Source organism: Streptomyces sp. B93, assembly GCF_018070565.1.
GTDB lineage: Bacteria > Actinomycetota > Actinomycetes > Streptomycetales > Streptomycetaceae > Streptomyces.
The window spans coordinates 1-16,705 of sequence record NZ_JAGPXL010000025.1 but is presented as its reverse complement, the minus strand read 5'-3'; the positions used below and the strand labels follow the sequence as shown (position 1 = coordinate 16,705).

At 71.6% G+C, this 16,705-nt stretch carries 17 protein-coding genes and 2 pseudogenes; 9 read left to right on the top strand and 10 right to left on the bottom strand.

The window, feature by feature from the left end; all coding sequences use genetic code 11:
* Positions 1-57 precede the first annotated feature (57 nt).
* Positions 58-657 (top strand): GNAT family N-acetyltransferase, encoded by a 600-nt coding sequence (locus KBY47_RS22695; protein ID WP_210923567.1) that lies wholly within the window; start codon positions 58-60, stop codon positions 655-657.
* Here KBY47_RS22695 and KBY47_RS22690 read toward each other — a convergent pair.
* From KBY47_RS22690 to KBY47_RS37245, 3 genes are all read right to left on the bottom strand, one after another.
* On the bottom strand, positions 615-1,232 hold the full coding sequence (locus KBY47_RS22690) for a TOPRIM nucleotidyl transferase/hydrolase domain-containing protein (RefSeq protein WP_210923565.1): 618 nt from the start codon (positions 1,230-1,232) through the stop codon (positions 615-617). The two genes, KBY47_RS22695 and KBY47_RS22690, sit on opposite strands and share 43 nt — an antisense overlap.
* 81 nt (positions 1,233-1,313) lie before the next feature.
* Entirely contained in the window at positions 1,314-1,901 is a 588-nt protein-coding gene (locus KBY47_RS22685; protein WP_210923563.1) for a dihydrofolate reductase family protein, read from the bottom strand.
* A gap of 95 nt (positions 1,902-1,996) precedes the next feature.
* Positions 1,997-3,085: a class I SAM-dependent methyltransferase gene (locus tag KBY47_RS37245; RefSeq protein WP_210923561.1), complete on the bottom strand. Its 1,089-nt coding sequence runs from the start codon at positions 3,083-3,085 to the stop codon at positions 1,997-1,999.
* Positions 3,086-3,491: 406 nt separating this feature from the next.
* On the opposite strand from KBY47_RS37245, the gene KBY47_RS22675 reads away from it, so the two are divergent.
* The 3 genes from KBY47_RS22675 to KBY47_RS22665 all read left to right on the top strand — a co-directional run bounded on the left by KBY47_RS22675 (position 3,492) and on the right by KBY47_RS22665 (position 6,637).
* Entirely contained in the window at positions 3,492-4,688 is a 1,197-nt protein-coding gene (locus KBY47_RS22675; RefSeq protein WP_210923559.1) for an RCC1 repeat domain-containing protein, read from the top strand.
* A 274-nt stretch (positions 4,689-4,962) separates the two neighbouring features.
* On the top strand, positions 4,963-5,853 hold the full coding sequence (locus tag KBY47_RS22670; RefSeq protein ID WP_210923556.1) for a lysozyme: 891 nt from the start codon (positions 4,963-4,965) through the stop codon (positions 5,851-5,853).
* 121 nt (positions 5,854-5,974) lie between these two features.
* Positions 5,975-6,637 carry a peptidoglycan recognition family protein gene (locus KBY47_RS22665; RefSeq protein ID WP_374103095.1) on the top strand — a complete coding sequence of 221 codons (663 nt, stop codon included), beginning with the start codon at positions 5,975-5,977 and terminating at the stop codon, positions 6,635-6,637.
* Positions 6,638-6,940: 303 nt separating this feature from the next.
* On the opposite strand, the pseudogene KBY47_RS36655 reads toward KBY47_RS22665, so the two are convergent.
* Together KBY47_RS36655 and KBY47_RS22655 are read right to left on the bottom strand one after the other, a co-directional pair.
* Positions 6,941-7,030 (bottom strand): annotated as a pseudogene (locus KBY47_RS36655) (short-chain dehydrogenase); the annotation flags it as partial.
* A 207-nt stretch (positions 7,031-7,237) separates the two neighbouring features.
* Positions 7,238-7,975 (bottom strand): LysR substrate-binding domain-containing protein, encoded by a 738-nt coding sequence (locus tag KBY47_RS22655; protein WP_210923552.1) that lies wholly within the window; start codon positions 7,973-7,975, stop codon positions 7,238-7,240.
* On the opposite strand from KBY47_RS22655, the pseudogene KBY47_RS22650 reads away from it, so the two are divergent.
* A pseudogene (locus KBY47_RS22650) lies at positions 7,872-8,129 on the top strand (ATP-binding protein); the annotation flags it as partial. The gene KBY47_RS22655 and the pseudogene KBY47_RS22650 sit on opposite strands and share 104 nt — an antisense overlap.
* A gap of 374 nt (positions 8,130-8,503) precedes the next feature.
* Here KBY47_RS22650 and KBY47_RS22640 read toward each other — a convergent pair.
* On the bottom strand, positions 8,504-8,953 hold the full coding sequence (locus KBY47_RS22640) for an MscL family protein (RefSeq protein WP_210923548.1): 450 nt from the start codon (positions 8,951-8,953) through the stop codon (positions 8,504-8,506).
* 292 nt (positions 8,954-9,245) lie between these two features.
* On the opposite strand from KBY47_RS22640, the gene KBY47_RS22635 reads away from it, so the two are divergent.
* Both KBY47_RS22635 and KBY47_RS22630 read left to right on the top strand, forming a co-directional pair.
* A complete protein-coding gene (locus tag KBY47_RS22635) occupies positions 9,246-10,631 on the top strand; it encodes a cellulase family glycosylhydrolase (protein ID WP_210923546.1) in 1,386 nt (461 codons plus the stop codon).
* A gap of 224 nt (positions 10,632-10,855) precedes the next feature.
* Positions 10,856-11,329 carry an excalibur calcium-binding domain-containing protein gene (locus KBY47_RS22630; RefSeq protein ID WP_210923545.1) on the top strand — a complete coding sequence of 158 codons (474 nt, stop codon included), beginning with the start codon at positions 10,856-10,858 and terminating at the stop codon, positions 11,327-11,329.
* Positions 11,330-11,356: 27 nt separating this feature from the next.
* Here KBY47_RS22630 and KBY47_RS22625 read toward each other — a convergent pair whose 3' ends face one another.
* Positions 11,357-12,343 (bottom strand): NADP-dependent oxidoreductase, encoded by a 987-nt coding sequence (locus KBY47_RS22625; protein ID WP_210923543.1) that lies wholly within the window; start codon positions 12,341-12,343, stop codon positions 11,357-11,359.
* Positions 12,344-12,413: 70 nt separating this feature from the next.
* Between KBY47_RS22625 and KBY47_RS22620 the strand changes: the two genes are divergently transcribed.
* Entirely contained in the window at positions 12,414-13,517 is a 1,104-nt protein-coding gene (locus tag KBY47_RS22620) for a GlxA family transcriptional regulator (RefSeq protein ID WP_210923541.1), read from the top strand.
* Between the two features lie 151 nt (positions 13,518-13,668).
* On the opposite strand, the gene KBY47_RS22615 is transcribed toward KBY47_RS22620, so the two are convergent.
* Together KBY47_RS22615 and KBY47_RS22610 are read right to left on the bottom strand one after the other, a co-directional pair.
* A complete protein-coding gene (locus KBY47_RS22615) occupies positions 13,669-13,890 on the bottom strand; it encodes a DUF5825 family protein (protein ID WP_308405248.1) in 222 nt (73 codons plus the stop codon).
* A 336-nt stretch (positions 13,891-14,226) separates the two neighbouring features.
* On the bottom strand, positions 14,227-14,961 hold the full coding sequence (locus KBY47_RS22610; protein ID WP_210923537.1) for an SDR family NAD(P)-dependent oxidoreductase: 735 nt from the start codon (positions 14,959-14,961) through the stop codon (positions 14,227-14,229).
* Between the two features lie 84 nt (positions 14,962-15,045).
* Between KBY47_RS22610 and KBY47_RS22605 the strand changes: the two genes are divergently transcribed.
* On the top strand, positions 15,046-15,684 hold the full coding sequence (locus KBY47_RS22605) for a TetR/AcrR family transcriptional regulator (protein ID WP_210923535.1): 639 nt from the start codon (positions 15,046-15,048) through the stop codon (positions 15,682-15,684).
* Between the two features lie 99 nt (positions 15,685-15,783).
* Here the strand turns inward: KBY47_RS22605 and KBY47_RS22600 are convergent, their stop codons facing one another.
* Entirely contained in the window at positions 15,784-16,512 is a 729-nt protein-coding gene (locus KBY47_RS22600; RefSeq protein ID WP_210923532.1) for an SDR family oxidoreductase, read from the bottom strand.
* Between the last annotated feature and the right edge of the window lie 193 nt (positions 16,513-16,705).

Sequence of the window (16,705 nt, the reverse complement as noted above, 5' to 3'; positions counted from 1 at the left end):
AGAGTTAGGAGGGTGGGGGCTTCCGCTCGGTCGGTTACCACCTGCTAGCGTGCGCGGATGGAAGATCTGGGAGCCGTGACCTGGCCGCCCCAACCCATCACGACCGAACGGCTCGTGCTCCGTGGGCCCGAGGCCCGGGACCGTGCGGCGTTCATCGAGCTGCACGCCTCCCCGGAGGTCCACACCTACCTCGGCGGCCCCCGGCCACGCGACGAACTCGAGCGCGAGCTGCCCGAGGTGCCGGGGCGGCAGCCGGGGAGCTTCGTCGTCGAACTCGACGGCGCGATGATCGGCCGGATCCTGCTCAGGAGGGCCACGGGGCACCGGCGCCGGGCCGCGGCAGGCAAGCTGGACCTCGGCTACCTGTTCCTGCCATGGGCCTGGGGATGCGGATACGCCGCCGAGGCGTGCGCTGCGGCGCTCGGCTGGCTCGTCGGCGCGCTCCCCGGCGAGCCCGTGGTACTCACCACCCAGACCGCCAACGCGGGTTCGATGCGCCTCGCGGCGAGGCTGGGCTTCACCGAGGTGGAGCGGTTCGAGGCCTGGGACGCCGAGCAGTGGCTCGGCATGTGGTGCCCTCCGGGAACAACGCCCGACAGCCACGCCACCCGCGCTCACACCGCGGCGAACAGATCCTCCAGCGGCGCGGGTACCTGATCGGCGGCAAGGGCCTCGACGAGGACCCGGCCGTAATGGATCTTGCGCCCCTTCTTGGTGCCGAGGAAGCGTCGCAACTGCTGCTGCGCGGGGCGGCCCTGCTGCGCGGGCTGGCGCAGGAAGGTCTGGAGCGGGCGCAGGTCCCCCTCCGCGCGCACGAGGTCCGTCACCCGGGCGACACCCAGGGCGCGGATGAGTTCGTCCTCCAGGTCCGCCGTACAGACGTGGATGTCGTGGCGCGCCGCACCGGTCCGCTCGAAGCCACGGACGTAGAAGCCGTGCTCCCGTACGTCGCACAGGCCGGTCAGGCGCAGGCCGAGGCCGGTCGGGCCGAGCAGTCGGGCGAAGCGGCCGACGTTCATCGCGCCGCCCATCGGTACGACGCACACGCCCTCGGCCTCCAGGTTCCGGCCGCGTGCCGCCGCGAGCGCGTCGACCGCCGCGAGGTCACTCAGACCTTCGAGCAGCACAGCCGCCCGCAGCGACAGCCGCTCGGCCAGTTCGCGCGCCGGGTCACCGGGGCCACCCGCCGCCCACGCGGTGACCGTGTCCCGGAAGGAACCCATGTCTGCCATGGGAGGAGTCTGCGCCCTTTCCGGCTTCGGCGACAGGGGTTTTCGCCCGGGGGAGGACCGGCAGAGGGCACGCCGACTCCGTCACCACCCGGCCTCCTCACGACGACGCACCCGGTAGCGCAGATGCGTGACGTCCCGAGCCTCCAGCCGCCGAACCAGCTCCAGTTCGATGTGCTCACTCCCCAGATGGTCGAACAGCCGTCGACCGCCCCCGAGCAGGACCGGAACCAGATGGATCTCCATCTCGTCCAGCTGCCCCGCCCGGAGCAGTGCCTGCGCCGCTCCCGCCCCATGGACCATGACCGGCCGGTCCCCGGCGGCTGCGCGGGCCTGACGGGCGCAGTCCTCGACGTCGGTGACGAAACGTGCGTGACCGGGCGGCACGTCCCCGTCATCCACGTGGTGCGTGAGGACGAAGATCGGCACGCCGTCGTGGTGGTCGCCCTGCCAGCGCCTGGCGAGTTCGAAGGTGCGACGGCCGGAGATCAGCGCGCCGGTCGCCAGCGCCTCGCGGTAGACCTGGCCGCTCGGACCGTCGGACTCACGGTCGTCGAGCCAGTTGAACAGCCGCCCTCCGTCGCGTCCCAGCTCCTGCCCGGGCCGGTCGTCCGGCCCCGCGACATACCCGTCGAGCGACATCGACATGTACAGCCGAATCGGATTGCCCATCCTGTCCTCCATTCCTTCGCCACACCCTCGTCAAGGAAGACCTCGGACAACCGGCGAACTCATCGGCCCCGCCGACACCCGCCGCGGCTCCGCGCCTACGGCCTGATGTCGTACAGAACGTTGAACGGGTCGTCCGCCGTGGACCGGGCCACACTGCCGAAGCCCGCCTCGGTGCACAGCTCGCGTACGACGGACTCGGGCATACCGCACGTGCCCAGGGCGGCCCCGTCGTTCGCGAGGGAGGTGGTCATGCAGTAGAAGACGCTGAACCCGTAGAACATCGAGGCGACGGGGCCGGTGTTGTCCTGGGGACGGTCCGCGCAGTTGATCTCCAGCATCAGGTAGTCGCCGTCGTCCTTCACGGCGCCCCGGATCGCGGCGAGCAGCCGCTTCGGATCGGCCGCGTCATGGATGACGTCGAAGGTGGTGACGAGGTCGTAGCGGTCGGGCAGCCCCTGGGCGGCGTCGGCGGTACGGAAGGTCACCCGGTCGGCGACACCGGCCCGCTCCGCGTTCGCACGGGCGCGTTCCACCTGGCCGGGGAAGTTGTCGTACCCGGTGAAGCGGGAGCGGGGAAACGCCTCGGCGAGCACGATCAGGGCCCGGCCCGCGCCGCATCCCACGTCCGCGACGTCGATGCCCCGGTCCAGCTTCTCTACGACGTGCGGGAAGGTGCTCAGCCAGTCGTCGATCATCACGGTCTCGAACCAGCTGCCCGTGAACCGGCTCATGCCGTCCCAGAGGATCTCCGGGTAGTCGCTCTGCCGCACGCCCCCGCCCCGCCGGAACGCCTCGATCAGTCGCTCGTACGGCGCCATGGCGGCGGGCAGCATCTGGTGCACGCCGCCGAGGAACATGGGCCCGGACTCGTCGGCCAGGGCGGGGGCGTGCTCGGCGGGCAGGAGGAAGCGGCCGGGCTCCGGTTCCTCCAGGTAGCCCGCGGCGGTGAGACCGCGCAGCCACTCGCGCACATAGCGCTCGTCGAGGCCGAGCCGGTCCGCCAACTCCCGGCTGCCGGCGGGACCCCGTTCCGCGAGGTCCTTGAACAGGCCGAGCCGGTCGCCCAGGTGGCACAGGCCGACGGTCATCGTCCCGCTGATGTCGCCGAGCGCCTTCTCCATGAAGGCCTCGACCTTCGCCTCGTCGAGTTCGCCGACTTCGTTCACTTCGCCCTGTGCCGTCACGGTGTCCCTTCCGACCGAGGCCGGTCACGGGGTGCGACCGGCGCGGCCAGCAAAGCACCGGCCCACTCCCAGGCCACGCCGCCACGACGTGCCACCGCGCCCCCGACGGAACCGCCTCACCCGATCCGAGTACGGCGCCGGCGGCCGCCTCCGGCAAGTGTGTGAACGTGAAGGGCGCCAAGACGTCCGACGCTGTTGCCGCTCGAGACACAGGGGCGCCGACCGGCGAGCGTCGAAGCGGCGCATGAGTACGCGTACTCACCCGCACCCCGCCCTTCGCCCCGCTGGGTCCGAGCAGCTACGCGCTGGGCGGACGGCTCCGTGAGGAGCAGGGTTGGGGCCGGACGGTGTGCCTGGCCCCGGCCGTCGCGGTGTGCGGCGGGGCCCTTCTCGGGGGGAGTGTCGCATGACCACGAGGTCCTTGCTGTGCGGGCTGGTCGCCGGTGCCGCGGTTCTCGCGCTGGCCGGGTGCAGCGCGGCGGACCGTGCGGTGATGTTCGCGCCGGAGTGTCCCGAGGGACCTTCCGCTCGCCCGGCGCAACGAGAGCTGCCGCCGGGCACGGCGTGGGCCTTCGGGGCGCCGTACGACGCCCCGGCCGGTGACTTCGGGGAAGGACCGGTGCCGGGCCTGACCGGTGTCGTGTCGGTCGCGGACAGCGGTCACACCGTCGTGGCCGTCCGCTCCGACGGCACCGTGTGGTCCTACGGCACCAACGTCGACGGCTCCCTCGGGCACGGCTCCCGCGAGCGGGTCTACGAGGCCGAGCCCCGGCAGGTCACGGGGATCGGCCCGGCGCACGCGGTGTACGGCGGTGGGGCGACGTTCTACGTCGTCCTGCGGGACGGCTCCGTGATGGCCTGGGGGTCGGACAGGTTCCTGGTCGGGGGAGGGAAGCGGGAGGGCCACGACGGGGTGACCGTCCCGGAGCGGGTTCAGCGCGCGGAGGACGTGGTCTCGATGGGGCCGAACCTCCCGAACGCCTTCGCGTTGCGCTCGGACGGGAGGGTCCTCGGCTGGGGGATCAACCTCACCGACGTGCTGGGCGAGCGGGACGGTACCCGGATCGGCACGGTGCCGGGCGTCTCGGGTGTCGTCGACGTGGCCTCGGCGGGCGGGGCCGTGGTGGCGGTGAAGGCGGACGGGACGGTGTGCGCGTGGGGGAACAACGCGCACGGCCTGCTGGCGGTCGAGCCGACCGGTGGGCAGTCCGCGCGCCCGGTCCATGTGCGGGGACTGGAGAACGTCGTACAGGTGGCGGGCGGTTCGGACGTGGCGTACGCCCTGGACCGGCACGGCGCCGTCTGGGCCTGGGGCCGGGGCGTGAGCGGCGCGCTGGGCGACGGCGACACCTCGGACCACGTCTCCGCGAAGCCGGTCCGGGTGACCGGGCTGCCCGGGATCCGCCGGATCTCCGCCTCCCGGTTCACGGGGTACGCCATCGACACCGACGGTGGACTGTGGGCCTGGGGCTCGGGCACGGCGGCGCTCGCCGGGCACCCCGGCACCTCGAAAGGGGCCGCCAGGCCGGTACGGATTCCGCTGCCCGCTCCGGCGCTGGACGTGTCGGGCCACCACGCGATAGTCGAGGCGCACACGCGTTGACCGGCCGGCCCACAGGACGAAGCCGAGCCCGGCTCATCTTTCACACCCGTGAAAGTTTTCGTCCGCCGGTTGCCGAGTTTCCTGCACATCTGCTTTTACATTGGGCCAGACCACCAGAGGCCTCTGGAGGCCCTTTACACCCGCTGAATCTACGTGCGTAACTAATGACGCGCGCACGTCAACTCTCGGGACCCTCCCAGCACCTGTCCCGGTGGCACCCGGCCGACGTCACCTCACCTCGTTCCCTGCATCCCCTACATGCCAGGAGACAGCCATGCTCTCGCTCCGACGCCCCGCGGCCTCCCTCCGCAGACGGTTAGCCACGGCCCTCACCGTGCTCGGCGCCGCCCTCGCGCTGACCGCCGCCACCACCTCGGGCGCCTTCGCCGCCCCCGACCCCGGCAAGGGCCGCCCCCAGATCCGCGAGGGCGAGGCCTACATGGGTGTGGGCGCCCTCATCCACGAGGGCGACCGTGCCGCCGCCACCGAGCCCTCCATGGGCATCATGGCCCCGACCGACGGCGTCCAGGGCATCGACGTCTCGCACTGGCAGGGAGCCATCAACTGGACCTCCGTACGCAACGCGGGCATCCAGTTCGCCTGGATCAAGGCGACCGAGGGCACCAGCTACAAGGACGACCGGTTCAACACGAACTACACCAACGCCTACTACGCGGGCGTCATCCGGGGCGCGTACCACTTCGCCCGGCCCAACATCTCCAGCGGGGCCGTCCAGGCCAACTACTTCGCCTCGAACGGCGGCGCCTGGTCGCGCGACAACCTGACCCTCCCCGGCGTGCTGGACATCGAGCACAACCCCTACGGGGCGATGTGCTACGGCCTGTCCACGACGCAGATGCGCAGCTGGATCAACGACTTCTACAACACCTACAAGTCGCGCACCAGCCGTGACGTGGTCATCTACACGACGGCGAGCTGGTGGAACACCTGCACCGGCAACTGGACCGGCATGTCCGGCAAGAGCCCGCTGTGGGTGGCGCACTGGACCAGCGCGTCGTCCCCGACGATCCCGAGCGGCTTCCCGACCTGGACGGTGTGGCAGTACACGAGCACCGGCTCGGTCAGCGGTGTCTCCGGCAACGTGGACCGGAACAAGTTCAACGGCAGCCGCGACCGGCTCCTGGCACTCGCCAACAACACCTGACACACCCCGGCGGTGTCGTCCCCTCGTGCCGCCGCCCAGCACGCGATCACACGGTGGAGCCGCCCCGTGCGCGGCTCCACCGCGTCCCCCCACCCTCCCCACCCTCTTCCGAGGAGTGATCGTGACACCCGAGAACGCCCTGCCCCGCCGCTTGTTGCTCGCCGCCACGGCCGGACTGGTGACCGGCACCGTCGGCCTGGGCACGGCCCAGCGCGCACAGGCCCGCGGTGCCGAAGCGGTGGAGCCGGACATCGACTCCACCGCGACCTGGGGCGCGCGCCCGCCCCGCGGGACCGTCAGCACCCTCCAGTACCGGCCGACCAAGATCGTCGTCCATCACACGGTGAGCGCCAACACCTCCGATTTCTCCCGCGCCCAGGCGCATTCCCACGCCCACTGGGTGCAGGACCTGCACATGGACAAGAACGGCTGGGTGGACACCGGTTACCACTTCCTGGTCAGCCGGGGCGGCTGGATCACCGAGGGCAGGCACGGCAGCCTGCGCACCCTCACCGGCGGGTCGGCCTTCGTCCAGGGCGCACACACCTCGGGCCAGAACAACCAGGCCGTCGGCATCGCCAACGAGGGCTCCTACCACGCGGGCGCGGTGCCTCCCACGGCCCAGTGGGAGGTCCTGGTCCTGATGTGCGCGTACGTATGTGCCCAGTACCGCATCCCAGCGGCGCAGATCTACGGCCACAAGGACTTCGGCGACACCCTGTGCCCCGGTGTCATCCACGACATGCTTCCGCGCCTGCGCGACGAGGTCGCCGGCCGCATGTGACGGTACGCTCGCGCACCTCACCGACGGGTGAGTCGCTCCGGTGGTCGCCGTGCCGTCGCCGGCAGTGCGCCGGGAACAGTCCGTCAGACGGGCTGCCCGATCGGCCGGATGGTCAGGGTGTTGAGGTCGACGCCCGTCGGCTGGTCGAGGGCGAAGCAGACGGCCTCGGCGATGGGCTGGGGAGGCAGGGCGAACGGGGGAGCACCGGCGTCCTGCAGGCGCAGGTTCTCGGCGAGGCCGGTGACCCCACTTGGTCGCCGAGTACAGGTTGGCGGAGGCGCTCTTCACCCCGGCGACGCTGCCGATGAGTACCAGCCGCCCACCGGTGGCCTCGAGGTGCGGCAGGGCGGCGTTCGCCGGCAGGGCGGGGCCGAGGACGTTGGTGAGAACCATGGGCGCCCACAGCGAGGGGTCGCCGTCCGCGACGGTCGCCCCTGGGTGCGCGGGGAGTCGACGGACAGGAACCCGGCGTTCGCCACGGCCGCGTCCAGTGCGCCGAAGTGCTCCACGGTCCGGGTCACGGCGGACCGCGTGGCCTGCCAGTCGGCCGCGTCAGCGGTGAGGCCCAGTACCCGGTCAGGGACGCGCGGCGCTCGTACGTCAGGACGCCTCCTCTGCTTCCGGGACGCCGAGGAGGCGCAGGAAGGCGGTCGCCGCGGGGGTGCGGCTGCCGGGGCTCCGGATGATGTACTCGACGCGCGCCGGAGCGTCGACCACCTCGATGGTGGTCACGCCGCTGAGCTGGGCCACGTACGCGGCGGGCAGCATCGCCACGCCGAGGCCCTGCGCGACCAGCCGGGCCAGGAAGTCCGCGTTGGTCACCTCATAGGCCACGTCGCGGGTCAGCCCGGCGGCGGAGAAGGCCAGGTCGGACTGGGCGCGGCCGGCGGTCTGTGCCGGCAGGTCGACGAACACCTCCGAGGACAGCCGCCGCAGGTCGACCGCCGACTCCCCGGCCAAGGGGTGATCGGGCGCGATGACGGCGACGAGCCGGTCCCGGGCGAGTTCGCGGTAGCTGACCCCTTCCGGCCGCATCGTGGCCGGCAGGCCCAGGAAGGCGACCTCGACGGCTCCCCGCTTGACCTGCTCGACGAGGTCGTCGCTCCCGCCGACGCGGAGGCTGACGCGCACCTGCGGATAACGCTCCCGGCAGTCGCGCAGCGCGCCCGGGATGTCGACGGCGGCGACGGGCGGGATCAGACCGACCGAGAGCCGTCCGCGGACCTCCCCGACGGCGGCGGCGACCTCGACGACCGCGCGCTCGGCGGCCTCCAGGCACTGGCGGGCGGCGGTCAGTGAGCTGGTCGCCAACGCGGTCCGCTTCGCGACCGGCCCCATCACCGTACGGCTGATCAGGACCGGGCAGGGACTGCTCTGCGAGGTGGGTGACACCGGCAACGGCAGGCCGCGGCTGGGCCGCGACGGGCTGCTCGGGGACAGCGGTCGTGGCCTGCACGTCGTGCACGGGCGCACCACCCGGTGGGGGGTGCGGTGCGCGTGGTGCGCTCAGGTGCCACTGACGACTCAACTGTCCTTCGGCGCCGTACAGCTGTCGCAGGTCAACATGACGCTCGCCGCCGCGCCGGAGACGTTCGAGGCGGCGATGTCGCTCAACACCATGGCGTACAACACCCGCAGCGCGCTCGGGGCGCTGTGCGGCGGACTCCTCGTCGACCACATGGGTGGCGTCACGAGCGTGCTGTGGTTCGGGGCCGCCCTGGTCGCCGCCTCCCTGTTGCTCAGGCTCGGCACCGGCCGGGAGGAGAAGACCCCGGCGAACCCCGTCTCCGAGGACGACCAACTGGCCCCGACCGCCTGACCAACGGCGGACCCGCTCGCAGCCGCCCGACCGGCACACCCGGACGGTTACACGGTCGTCGTTCTGGCGCCCGTGGTCGGGGGCTGCTCGGTGGCGCAGTGGAGGCACTTGCTGGCGGCGGCGGGCAGGTCCTCGGACAGGCAGGCCGGGCAGGTCTTGACCGGGCCGGGTTCGGCGAACGCCTTCATGCCGTGGCGGGCCTGGTAGTGCTTGTACGGCACGACGATCAGGAAGTAGATGACCGCCATGAAGATGATGAAGTAGATCAGGGCGGAGATGAACTGCCCGATGTTGAGATAGGTCGCATCGTTCCCGTCCTCGCCCAGCTGCCATCCGAGCCCCACGGACGTGCCGCCCTGGAAGCGGCTGACGATCGGATTGATCACGTAGTCGGTGAACGCTTTGACCAGGGTCGAGAAGGCCAGCGCGATGACCAGCCCGACGGCGATGGTGATCAGGTCACCCCGCATGAGGAAGCTCTTGAAGCCCTTGAGCACTGTCCGGTTCCTTTCACGAGCGCCCCGCGGGTCCGGTTGCGTGCGGCACGGCGGGAGCGGTGATCACGAGCTAATCGCAGGTTCCGGCGCGGATGGCGGAGCCACAGCGGGGTGAGGCACGGATGGCCTTCGTCCGTGTGGCGCGAACCGGCCCGCGCCGCCGCGCCCGGGCTGTCGAACGCGTCCGTCGCATGCCTGTACGCACCTCCACCCACCGGTGTACGGTCTCGGACCGGTGAGCGTTTGGGAGCGCTCCCATTCCGTGTTTCCGCTTCGCACGAGGAGGAACGCTTTGAAACGCCTCTTGGCCTTACTGGCGACCGCCGCGACGGGCCTCGGCCTCACGGCCGTGGCCAGCCCCCAAGCGGCGGCCGCCACCGGCTGCCGGGTCGACTACACCGTCACCAGCCAGTGGCAGGGCGGCTTCCAGGCCGGGGTGAAGGTCACCAACCTGGGTGACCCCGTCTCCGGATGGACGCTGAACATGGCCATGCCGGACGCCGGACAGAAGCTCGTCCAGGGCTGGAACGCCACCTGGTCGCAGTCCGGCTCCACGGTCAGTGCCGCCGGCCTCGACTGGAACCGCACGCTGGCTACCGGCGCGTCGGCCGACCTGGGCTTCGTGGGGTCCTTCACGGGCTCCAACCCCAAGCCGACGTCCTTCACCCTCAACGGCGTGACCTGCACCGGCTCCATCACCGACCCGCCGACGGACCCCCCGACCGACCCGCCCGCGACCGGCACGCCGGTGGGGATCAACGGGCAACTGAAGGTCTGCGGGGTGAACCTGTGCAACCAGTACAACCGCCCCATCCAGCTGCGCGGCATGAGCACGCACGGCATCCAGTGGTTCAGCAAGTGCTACAACAACGCGTCCCTGGACGCGCTGGCCACGGACTGGAAGTCGGACCTCTTCCGCGTCGCCATGTACGTGCAGGAGCAGGGTTATGAGACCGACCCGGCAGGCTTCACCAGCCGGGTGAACAGCCTGGTCGACATGGCCGAGGCGCGCGGCATGTACGCGGTGATCGACTTCCACACCCTGACACCGGGCGACCCGAACCACAACCTCGACCGCGCCAAGACGTTCTTCCGGTCCGTGGCCACCCGCAATGCCGACAAGAAGAACGTGATCTACGAGATCGCCAACGAGCCCAACGGTGTGAGCTGGACGGCCATCAAGGACTACGCCGAGCAGGTCATTCCGGTGATCCGCGCCGCCGACCCGGACGCCGTGATCATCGTCGGCACCCGCGGCTGGTCCTCGCTGGGCGTCTCCGACGGCTCCAACGAGAGCGAGATCGTCAACAACCCGGTGAACGCGACCAACATCATGTACGCGTTTCACTTCTACGCGGCCAGTCACAAGGACAACTACCGTGCCACGGTCAGCCGGGCGGCCTCTCGACTGCCGCTCTTCGTTTCGGAGTTCGGCACGGTCAGCGCCACCGGCGGCGGCGCGGTGGACCGGGCGAGCAGCATCGCGTGGCTGGACCTGCTCGACCAGTTGAAGATCAGCTACGCGAACTGGACGTACTCCGACGCCAACGAGGGCAGCGCGGCGTTCAAGCCGGGCACCTGCGACGGCACCGACTACAGCGGCAGCGGCGTACTGACCGAGTCCGGCGCCCTGATCAAGAGCCGGATCAGCACCGCGGACGACTTCCCCACCAGCTGAGAGGACGACGGGGCTCCGGCCGTCGCTGGAGCCCCGAATCTCAGCCACGACTGGGAGCGCTCCCAAAATGTCGTCACCAGGCCTCGCACTTCTGTGTGATGGGCGATGCTCACTCGTGTGGGTGACATTGCATTGCGAACTGGTGACAAGGGGCCCAAGGAGCCACAGGAGTCCTGTTCCGTCATTACCGTCAGCGTCCCAACACGAACGCCCTGGGGGACGTCATGACCAACCCGTACATGCCACCGCCGCCGCCCTCGGCCCCGCGCACCGCACCCAAGTGGGCGCGCAAGAGGTACGTCCTTCCCGCACTCGGTGTCGCCTTCGTCATCGGGGTGGGCATGGGAGGGAACGGGGAGAAGTCCCAGGACGACGCCAAGCCCGTGGGGGCGGCGCCCCGGCCCACCGCCACCGTCACCATGACGGCCACCGCCACCGCCACCGCCGAGGCCGAGCCCGCGCCGACCGTGACGGAGACCGTCGAGGTCGAGGTCACCGAAACCGTCACCGCCGAGCCTGCGGCGGACACGTACGGCAGCGGCACCAGTGGCGGCACCGGCGGCAGTGACAGTGGCGGGAGCGCCTACTACGCCAACTGCGACGCCGCCCGTGCAGCCGGGGCCGCGCCGGTGCGGGCGGGCGACCCCGGATACGGCCGTCACCTCGACCGTGACGGCGACGGCGTGGGCTGCGAATAGTCTGCCGCGCCCGTCAGCCGTCCCGCGTCAGCGCACGGTGATGACCAGCTTGCCCGTGGTGCGGCCCGTCTCCCCCATGGCGTGGGCCCGGGCACCCTCGGCGAGGGGGAAGGTGCCGGAGACGTGGACGCGGAGCCTGCCCTGGCCGAGGAGGCCGGCGATGGCGCGCATCCCGGCCTGGTCGTGCTCGACGAGCAGGGTGACGGCGCGGACCTGGGCCTTCTCCGCCGCTGCCTGGGTGTCCTCGGCGCCCGGGAGGAGGGAGACGAGGACACCTCCGGGGCGCAGTACGCCCACGGACCGGGTCGCGGTCTCGCCGCCGAGGGTGTCGAGGACGACGTCGTAGCGCTCGTCGGTGTCGGCGAAGTCCGCGGAACGGTAGTCCACGCAGGCGTCCGCGCCCAGCGCACGCAGGAAGTCGTGCTTGGGGGCGCTCGCCGTCCCGGTGACGTGCGCGCCGTGCTCCTTGGCGATCTGTACGGCGAGATGACCGACGCCGCCCGCCGCGGCGTGGATCAGCACCCGCTGCCCGGCCTGGAGGTCCGCGGTGTCGACGAGGGCCTGCCAGGCGGTGAGCGCGGCCAGCGGCACGGCGGCCGCCTGGACGTGGTCGATCCCGGCGGGCTTGGCGACGAAGGCACGGGCGGGGCCGGTCACGTACTCGGCGTGGGAGCCCGCCCCGTGCGGGTAGGGCAGCATGCCGAACACCTCGTCACCGGGGTGGAAGAGGGTGACGCCGAAGCCGGTCTCCACCACGGTGCCGGAGACGTCCCAGCCGAGGGTCAGCGGCGGGGGCGGCAGGAAGATGCTCAGGGCGCGGTGCTTGACGTCCGTGGGGTTGAGTCCGGCCGCGTGCACGGCGACGAGGATCTCACCGGGGCCGGGCTTCGGCCGCGGCAACTCGGTCAGCTTCAGCACCTCGGGGCCGCCGAGGACCGTCTGGTGCAGGGCGAGCATCACGGGGGCACCGTCCCGGGAGGAGCGGGGGTTTTCAAGGTCGTCCAACGAAGTCATGCGTCGATCCTGGCCGTACGGCCGGTCCCCGCGCGATGGCCAGAAGGTCAGCTTCCGATACATTCCTGCCATGCCCTTCGACACGCCCACCACCCGCCCCGCGTCCGCCGCGTCCGCCCGGCCGCGCGCGAGCGCCGACCGCGAGAGCGGACCGCGCTGCCTCACGCATCCGGCCCCGCGGCCCGGTGCCCACACGGTCGTCGTCCTGGCACTCGACGGCGTCTACCCCTTCGAACTCGGCATCCCGCACCGGGTCCTGGGCTCCGCCGGCGGTCGCTACGAGGTGCTGTCCGCGAGCGTGGACGGGCAGCCCGTGCGTACCGACGCCGACCTGACCGTCACCCCCGGGCACGGTCCCGAGGCACTGGCGGAGGCGGACACCGTGGTCATCCCGCCCTACGCGCTCTCCCCGGCCTCGGCCGCCGCCCCGGACCCGCGGGCCCTGGCCGCCCTGTCCCGGGTCCGCCCCGGCACCCGCCTGGTGTCCATCTGCACGGGCGCCTTCCTGCTGGCCGCCGCCGGTCTCCTGGACGGGCGCCGGGCCACCACCCACTGGGCGCTCACCGACTACTTCCGGGAACTGTTCCCCCGGGTCGAACTCGACGCCGACGTGCTCTTCGTCGACCACGGTGACCTGCTGACCTCCGCGGGCGCGGTGAGCGGTGTCGACGTCTGTCTGCACCTGGTGCGCCAGGACCACGGCAGCGAGGTGGCCAACCAGGTGGCCCGTCAGTGCGTCGTGCCGCCGCACCGCGACGGTGGGCAGGCGCAGTACATCGAGCGGCCGGTGCCACCGGCCAGCCAGGCCGGGACCGGGCCCACCCGTGACTGGGCGCTGCGGCGGCTGCATCTGCCGCTGTCGCTGGACGAGATGGCCGAGCACGCGGCGATGAGCACCCGCACCTTCGCCCGGCGCTTCCGGGAGGAGACCGGTCTGAGCCCCGGCCGCTGGCTGACCCAGCAGCGGGTGCGGCGGGCCCGTCACCTGCTGGAATCCAGTGACCTTTCCGTGGAACGGGTCGCCCACGAGGTCGGCTTCGCCACCGCCACCTCACTGCGGCGGCACCTGGCCGCGCAGGCGGGGGTGGCCCCGTCGACGTACCGGCGCACGTTCCGCGCCTCGGACCCGGCCGAGGGCGGCGTCGGAGCAGCGCCGCCGGCCTCCGCCGCGTGACAGGGCCGGGCGAGCCGTCCACCGCGGCGGACCACACCGAGGTCATGCCGCGCCGGGCCGACGGCCTCGGGACCGCCCCCCAGCAGTGCGGGGCCGTGTCCCGGCATCGGTGACCGGCGCCGGCCGGCACGCCCAGGACCTCGCCCCGGGCTCAGATCGCCATGGCCTCCTGCAACCACCGGTTCACCCGGTACGGCAGCCACCACGCCACGTCGCCCACCCGGAGCACCAGCAGCTCCTCGGTGAACTCCGCCAGGACGGCCGCGTCCACCTCCGTGTGGTCCGCGCCGAACTCCAGGGCCCGCACCGCCGCCCCGTACTCCGCCTCGTCCGCCGTGAAGCGGCGCAGTTCGCCCCAGCGACGGTCGCGGATCTGTGCACCGGACCGGAGCCCGTCACGGATGTCTCCCGCGCCCGCGCCACCGCGGCGGCCACGAGGAGAGCGGCAACGACCGCCGGTGGCGCGGGCAGCGGACCTGACACCAAGCGGCGAACGAGGTGGTACCGGACGTCAGAACGCCCGCACCGGTCGCGCGAGTTCGCCGACCGCGGTGGCCAGCGGTCAGGGGCTGGGCCGGGGTGGTCCCCGAGCACGTCCTTGCCCCCGCGGCGGGAGAACGCCGGGTCCGTGTGGCCGCCGCGCACGGATGGCGGGTGGCATTGCCCGCGACGGGGTCGCCGAGCGTAGTCGCCGCCTTCGTCGAGTGGCTCAGACGTGGGAGTGGCCACCATCGGCGAAGAGTTCCGCGCCGGTGATGAACGACGCGGCGTCCGAGGCCAGGAACAGGGCTGCCGAGGCGATTTCCTCGGGATCGGCCAGCCGGCCCAGGTGCACGGCGTCGACGACCTGGTCGATCACCGGTCCCGCGGCGCCCATCAAGCCGGGTGTCCGCGTGGGTCCCGGGCTGAGGACGTTCACCCGGAACTTGCGCTCCCGCGACTGGTGTGACCAGTTCTGTACCAGGTTGCGGACCGCCGCCTTCGACGCGCTGTAGACCTCGAGGCCTTGGCCGGGGCGTGCGCTGTTGCTCGAACCGATGACCACGACCGAAGCGCCCTCTGTCAGCAGGGGGAGGGCCTTCTGCACCGTGAACAGTGGTCCCTTGACGTTGACGGCCAGGGTGAGGTCGACGTTCTCCTCCGTGTGTGCGCCGAGCCTGGCGTCGGCGGCGACTCCGGCGTTGGCCACCAGCACGTCGATGCGCCCGGCCTGCTCGCGCACCTGCGCGTAGAGCGCGTCCATGTCTGACAGGTCCGCGACGTCGGCCCGTATCCCGGTGGCGGCCGTCCCGATCTCCTTCACCGCCGCTTCGAGGCGGTCGGTGTCGCGGCCGGTGATGAAGACCCGCGCCCCTTCCTGGGTGAAGCGGCGGGCGATGGCCAGCCCGATCCCGCTGCTTCCTCCGGTGATCACGGCGACCTTCTCGTTCAGCACACCTGACATGGCAGAGCCCCTCGGTTATGGAATGGAACGTCCATAACGTAGAGGATTATGGACGGCCTGGTCAAGAACAGGTAGGCTCAACCCATGGCACGACCACGCAAATTCGATGAACGCCGTGTCCTCGAACTGGCCCGTGAGCGGTTCTGGGACACCGGCTACGCGGGTACGCGGATGGACGACATCGCCACGGCGACCGGCCTTGGGAAGGGCAGCCTCTACGGCGCTTTCGGCGACAAGAGCGCGATGTTCCACCGCGTGTTCGACGAGTGGTGCACCGCGATCGTCGAACTGGCCAAGCAGAGACTGACCTGCGGTCCGGACAGCGAGGCCTTCACCCGGCTGTCGGCCTACGTGCAGTTCGTCGCCGCGAACACCGTCGCCGACACGGACCGCCGCGGATGTCTGCTCGCCAAGGGCGTGGCCGAACTGGCCCAGCACGACCCGACGGTCGCCGACCGGTCCGCCGAAACCATGGCGGCGCTCCTGGCGCTGCTGCGGACGGAGATCGCCGCCGCTCAGCGCAACGGCGACCTCGACGACGATGCTGACCCGGAGCAACTGGCGGCACTGCTGCTGACAGTGCTCCGCGGCATCGAGGCGGTGGGCAAAGCCGGCCTGCCCTCGAAAACCCTGCAAGGCATCGCGGACACCACGCTGGCGGTCCTGCCCCGGCCGCGGGGCACGGGCCGCGGCGACCCACGATGCGGCACAGCCACCTGCTGACGGGAGCGGGTCCGCTAGCCCGGCCAATCGGCCTGCCGGCGCCGCCTCGGCCGCGCGCACGACCTCGTCCAGCACGCTGGCGGCGGTCGGGGCCGCTGTTCAGGCCGTCATGAGTGCTGCCAGAGCGCGGTCCATCGCGGCGTCGAACTCTTCCGGCGTCAGCGGTAGCCGGGACTTGACGTCCCGGCTCCACTGGTCGGCGAGGACCTCGGCGGAGTCTGCCTGAACACCGTCCAGCGCCGCGTCGGCCAGGTCCGACGGGGCGAGCTTGGCCACCGGCCAGGCCGCGGACATGTCGGTGTCGGCCAGGCCGAGGTGCACGGCCGTCACGAGCGTGCCCTGCTCCGCCAGCTCCAGGCGGACACCGTTGGTCATGGCCCACGCGGCGGCCTTGGACAGGTGGTAGGCACCCGCGCCCTTCGCCCCGAACCACGACATGGCGGACAGGACGTTCACGACCGCGCCCCCGCCGTTCCTGGCGAGCGCCGGCGCGAACTCCCGGATCACGCCCAGGTGACCTAGCACGTTGGTCTCCAGCTCACGCCGCACCGCGTCCAGCGAACCGGCCACCAGGTCGGTCCCCGTCTGGATCCCGGCGTTGTTGACGAGCAGCGAGACGTCCGGGGCGGCCTGGGCGGCGGCCCTCACGGATGCGGGATCGGCGATGTCCAGGGGCAGTACCTCGACCCCGGCCAGGTCGACGGTCTCCGGTCGGCGGGCCGTCGCGTAGACCTTGCGGGCTCCCCGCTCGAGCAGGCGCTGGGCGAAGGCGCGGCCCAGGCCGCGGTTGGCTCCGGTGACAAGGGCAACTGAGTCGTTGATCTCCATGTCCCGTACGCTAAAACCTGACGTTGACGTCAGAGGCAAGTGCTGGTCGTCAGGACCACGGGGAGAGGAATCTCAATGATCGTGTCAAGCCGTCTGCGTGAGCGGCGGGGCGGAGGTGAACAGCCTCTTGTCACGCAGCATCGCCCACAGCACGTCGACCCGGCGACGGGCAAGCGACAGCAGAGCCTGGGTG

Bases quoted from the DNA above. Each gene is read 5' to 3' on its own strand.
- KBY47_RS22670 (WP_210923556.1), top strand. From the start codon at position 4,963: ATGCTCTCGCTCCGACGCCCCGCGGCCTCCCTCCGCAGACGGTTAGCC.
- KBY47_RS22600 (WP_210923532.1), bottom strand. From the start codon at position 16,512: ATGGAGATCAACGACTCAGTTGCCCTTGTCACCGGAGCCAACCGCGGC.
- KBY47_RS22625 (WP_210923543.1), bottom strand. From the start codon at position 12,343: ATGACTTCGTTGGACGACCTTGAAAACCCCCGCTCCTCCCGGGACGGT.
- KBY47_RS22620 (WP_210923541.1), top strand. From the start codon at position 12,414: ATGCCCTTCGACACGCCCACCACCCGCCCCGCGTCCGCCGCGTCCGCC.
- KBY47_RS22605 (WP_210923535.1), top strand. From the start codon at position 15,046: ATGGCACGACCACGCAAATTCGATGAACGCCGTGTCCTCGAACTGGCC.
- KBY47_RS22610 (WP_210923537.1), bottom strand. From the start codon at position 14,961: ATGTCAGGTGTGCTGAACGAGAAGGTCGCCGTGATCACCGGAGGAAGC.
- KBY47_RS22675 (WP_210923559.1), top strand. From the start codon at position 3,492: ATGACCACGAGGTCCTTGCTGTGCGGGCTGGTCGCCGGTGCCGCGGTT.
- KBY47_RS22690 (WP_210923565.1), bottom strand. From the start codon at position 1,232: ATGGCAGACATGGGTTCCTTCCGGGACACGGTCACCGCGTGGGCGGCG.
- KBY47_RS22655 (WP_210923552.1), bottom strand. From the start codon at position 7,975: ATGGGGCCGGTCGCGAAGCGGACCGCGTTGGCGACCAGCTCACTGACC.
- KBY47_RS22630 (WP_210923545.1), top strand. From the start codon at position 10,856: ATGACCAACCCGTACATGCCACCGCCGCCGCCCTCGGCCCCGCGCACC.
- KBY47_RS22685 (WP_210923563.1), bottom strand. From the start codon at position 1,901: ATGGGCAATCCGATTCGGCTGTACATGTCGATGTCGCTCGACGGGTAT.
- KBY47_RS22695 (WP_210923567.1), top strand. From the start codon at position 58: ATGGAAGATCTGGGAGCCGTGACCTGGCCGCCCCAACCCATCACGACC.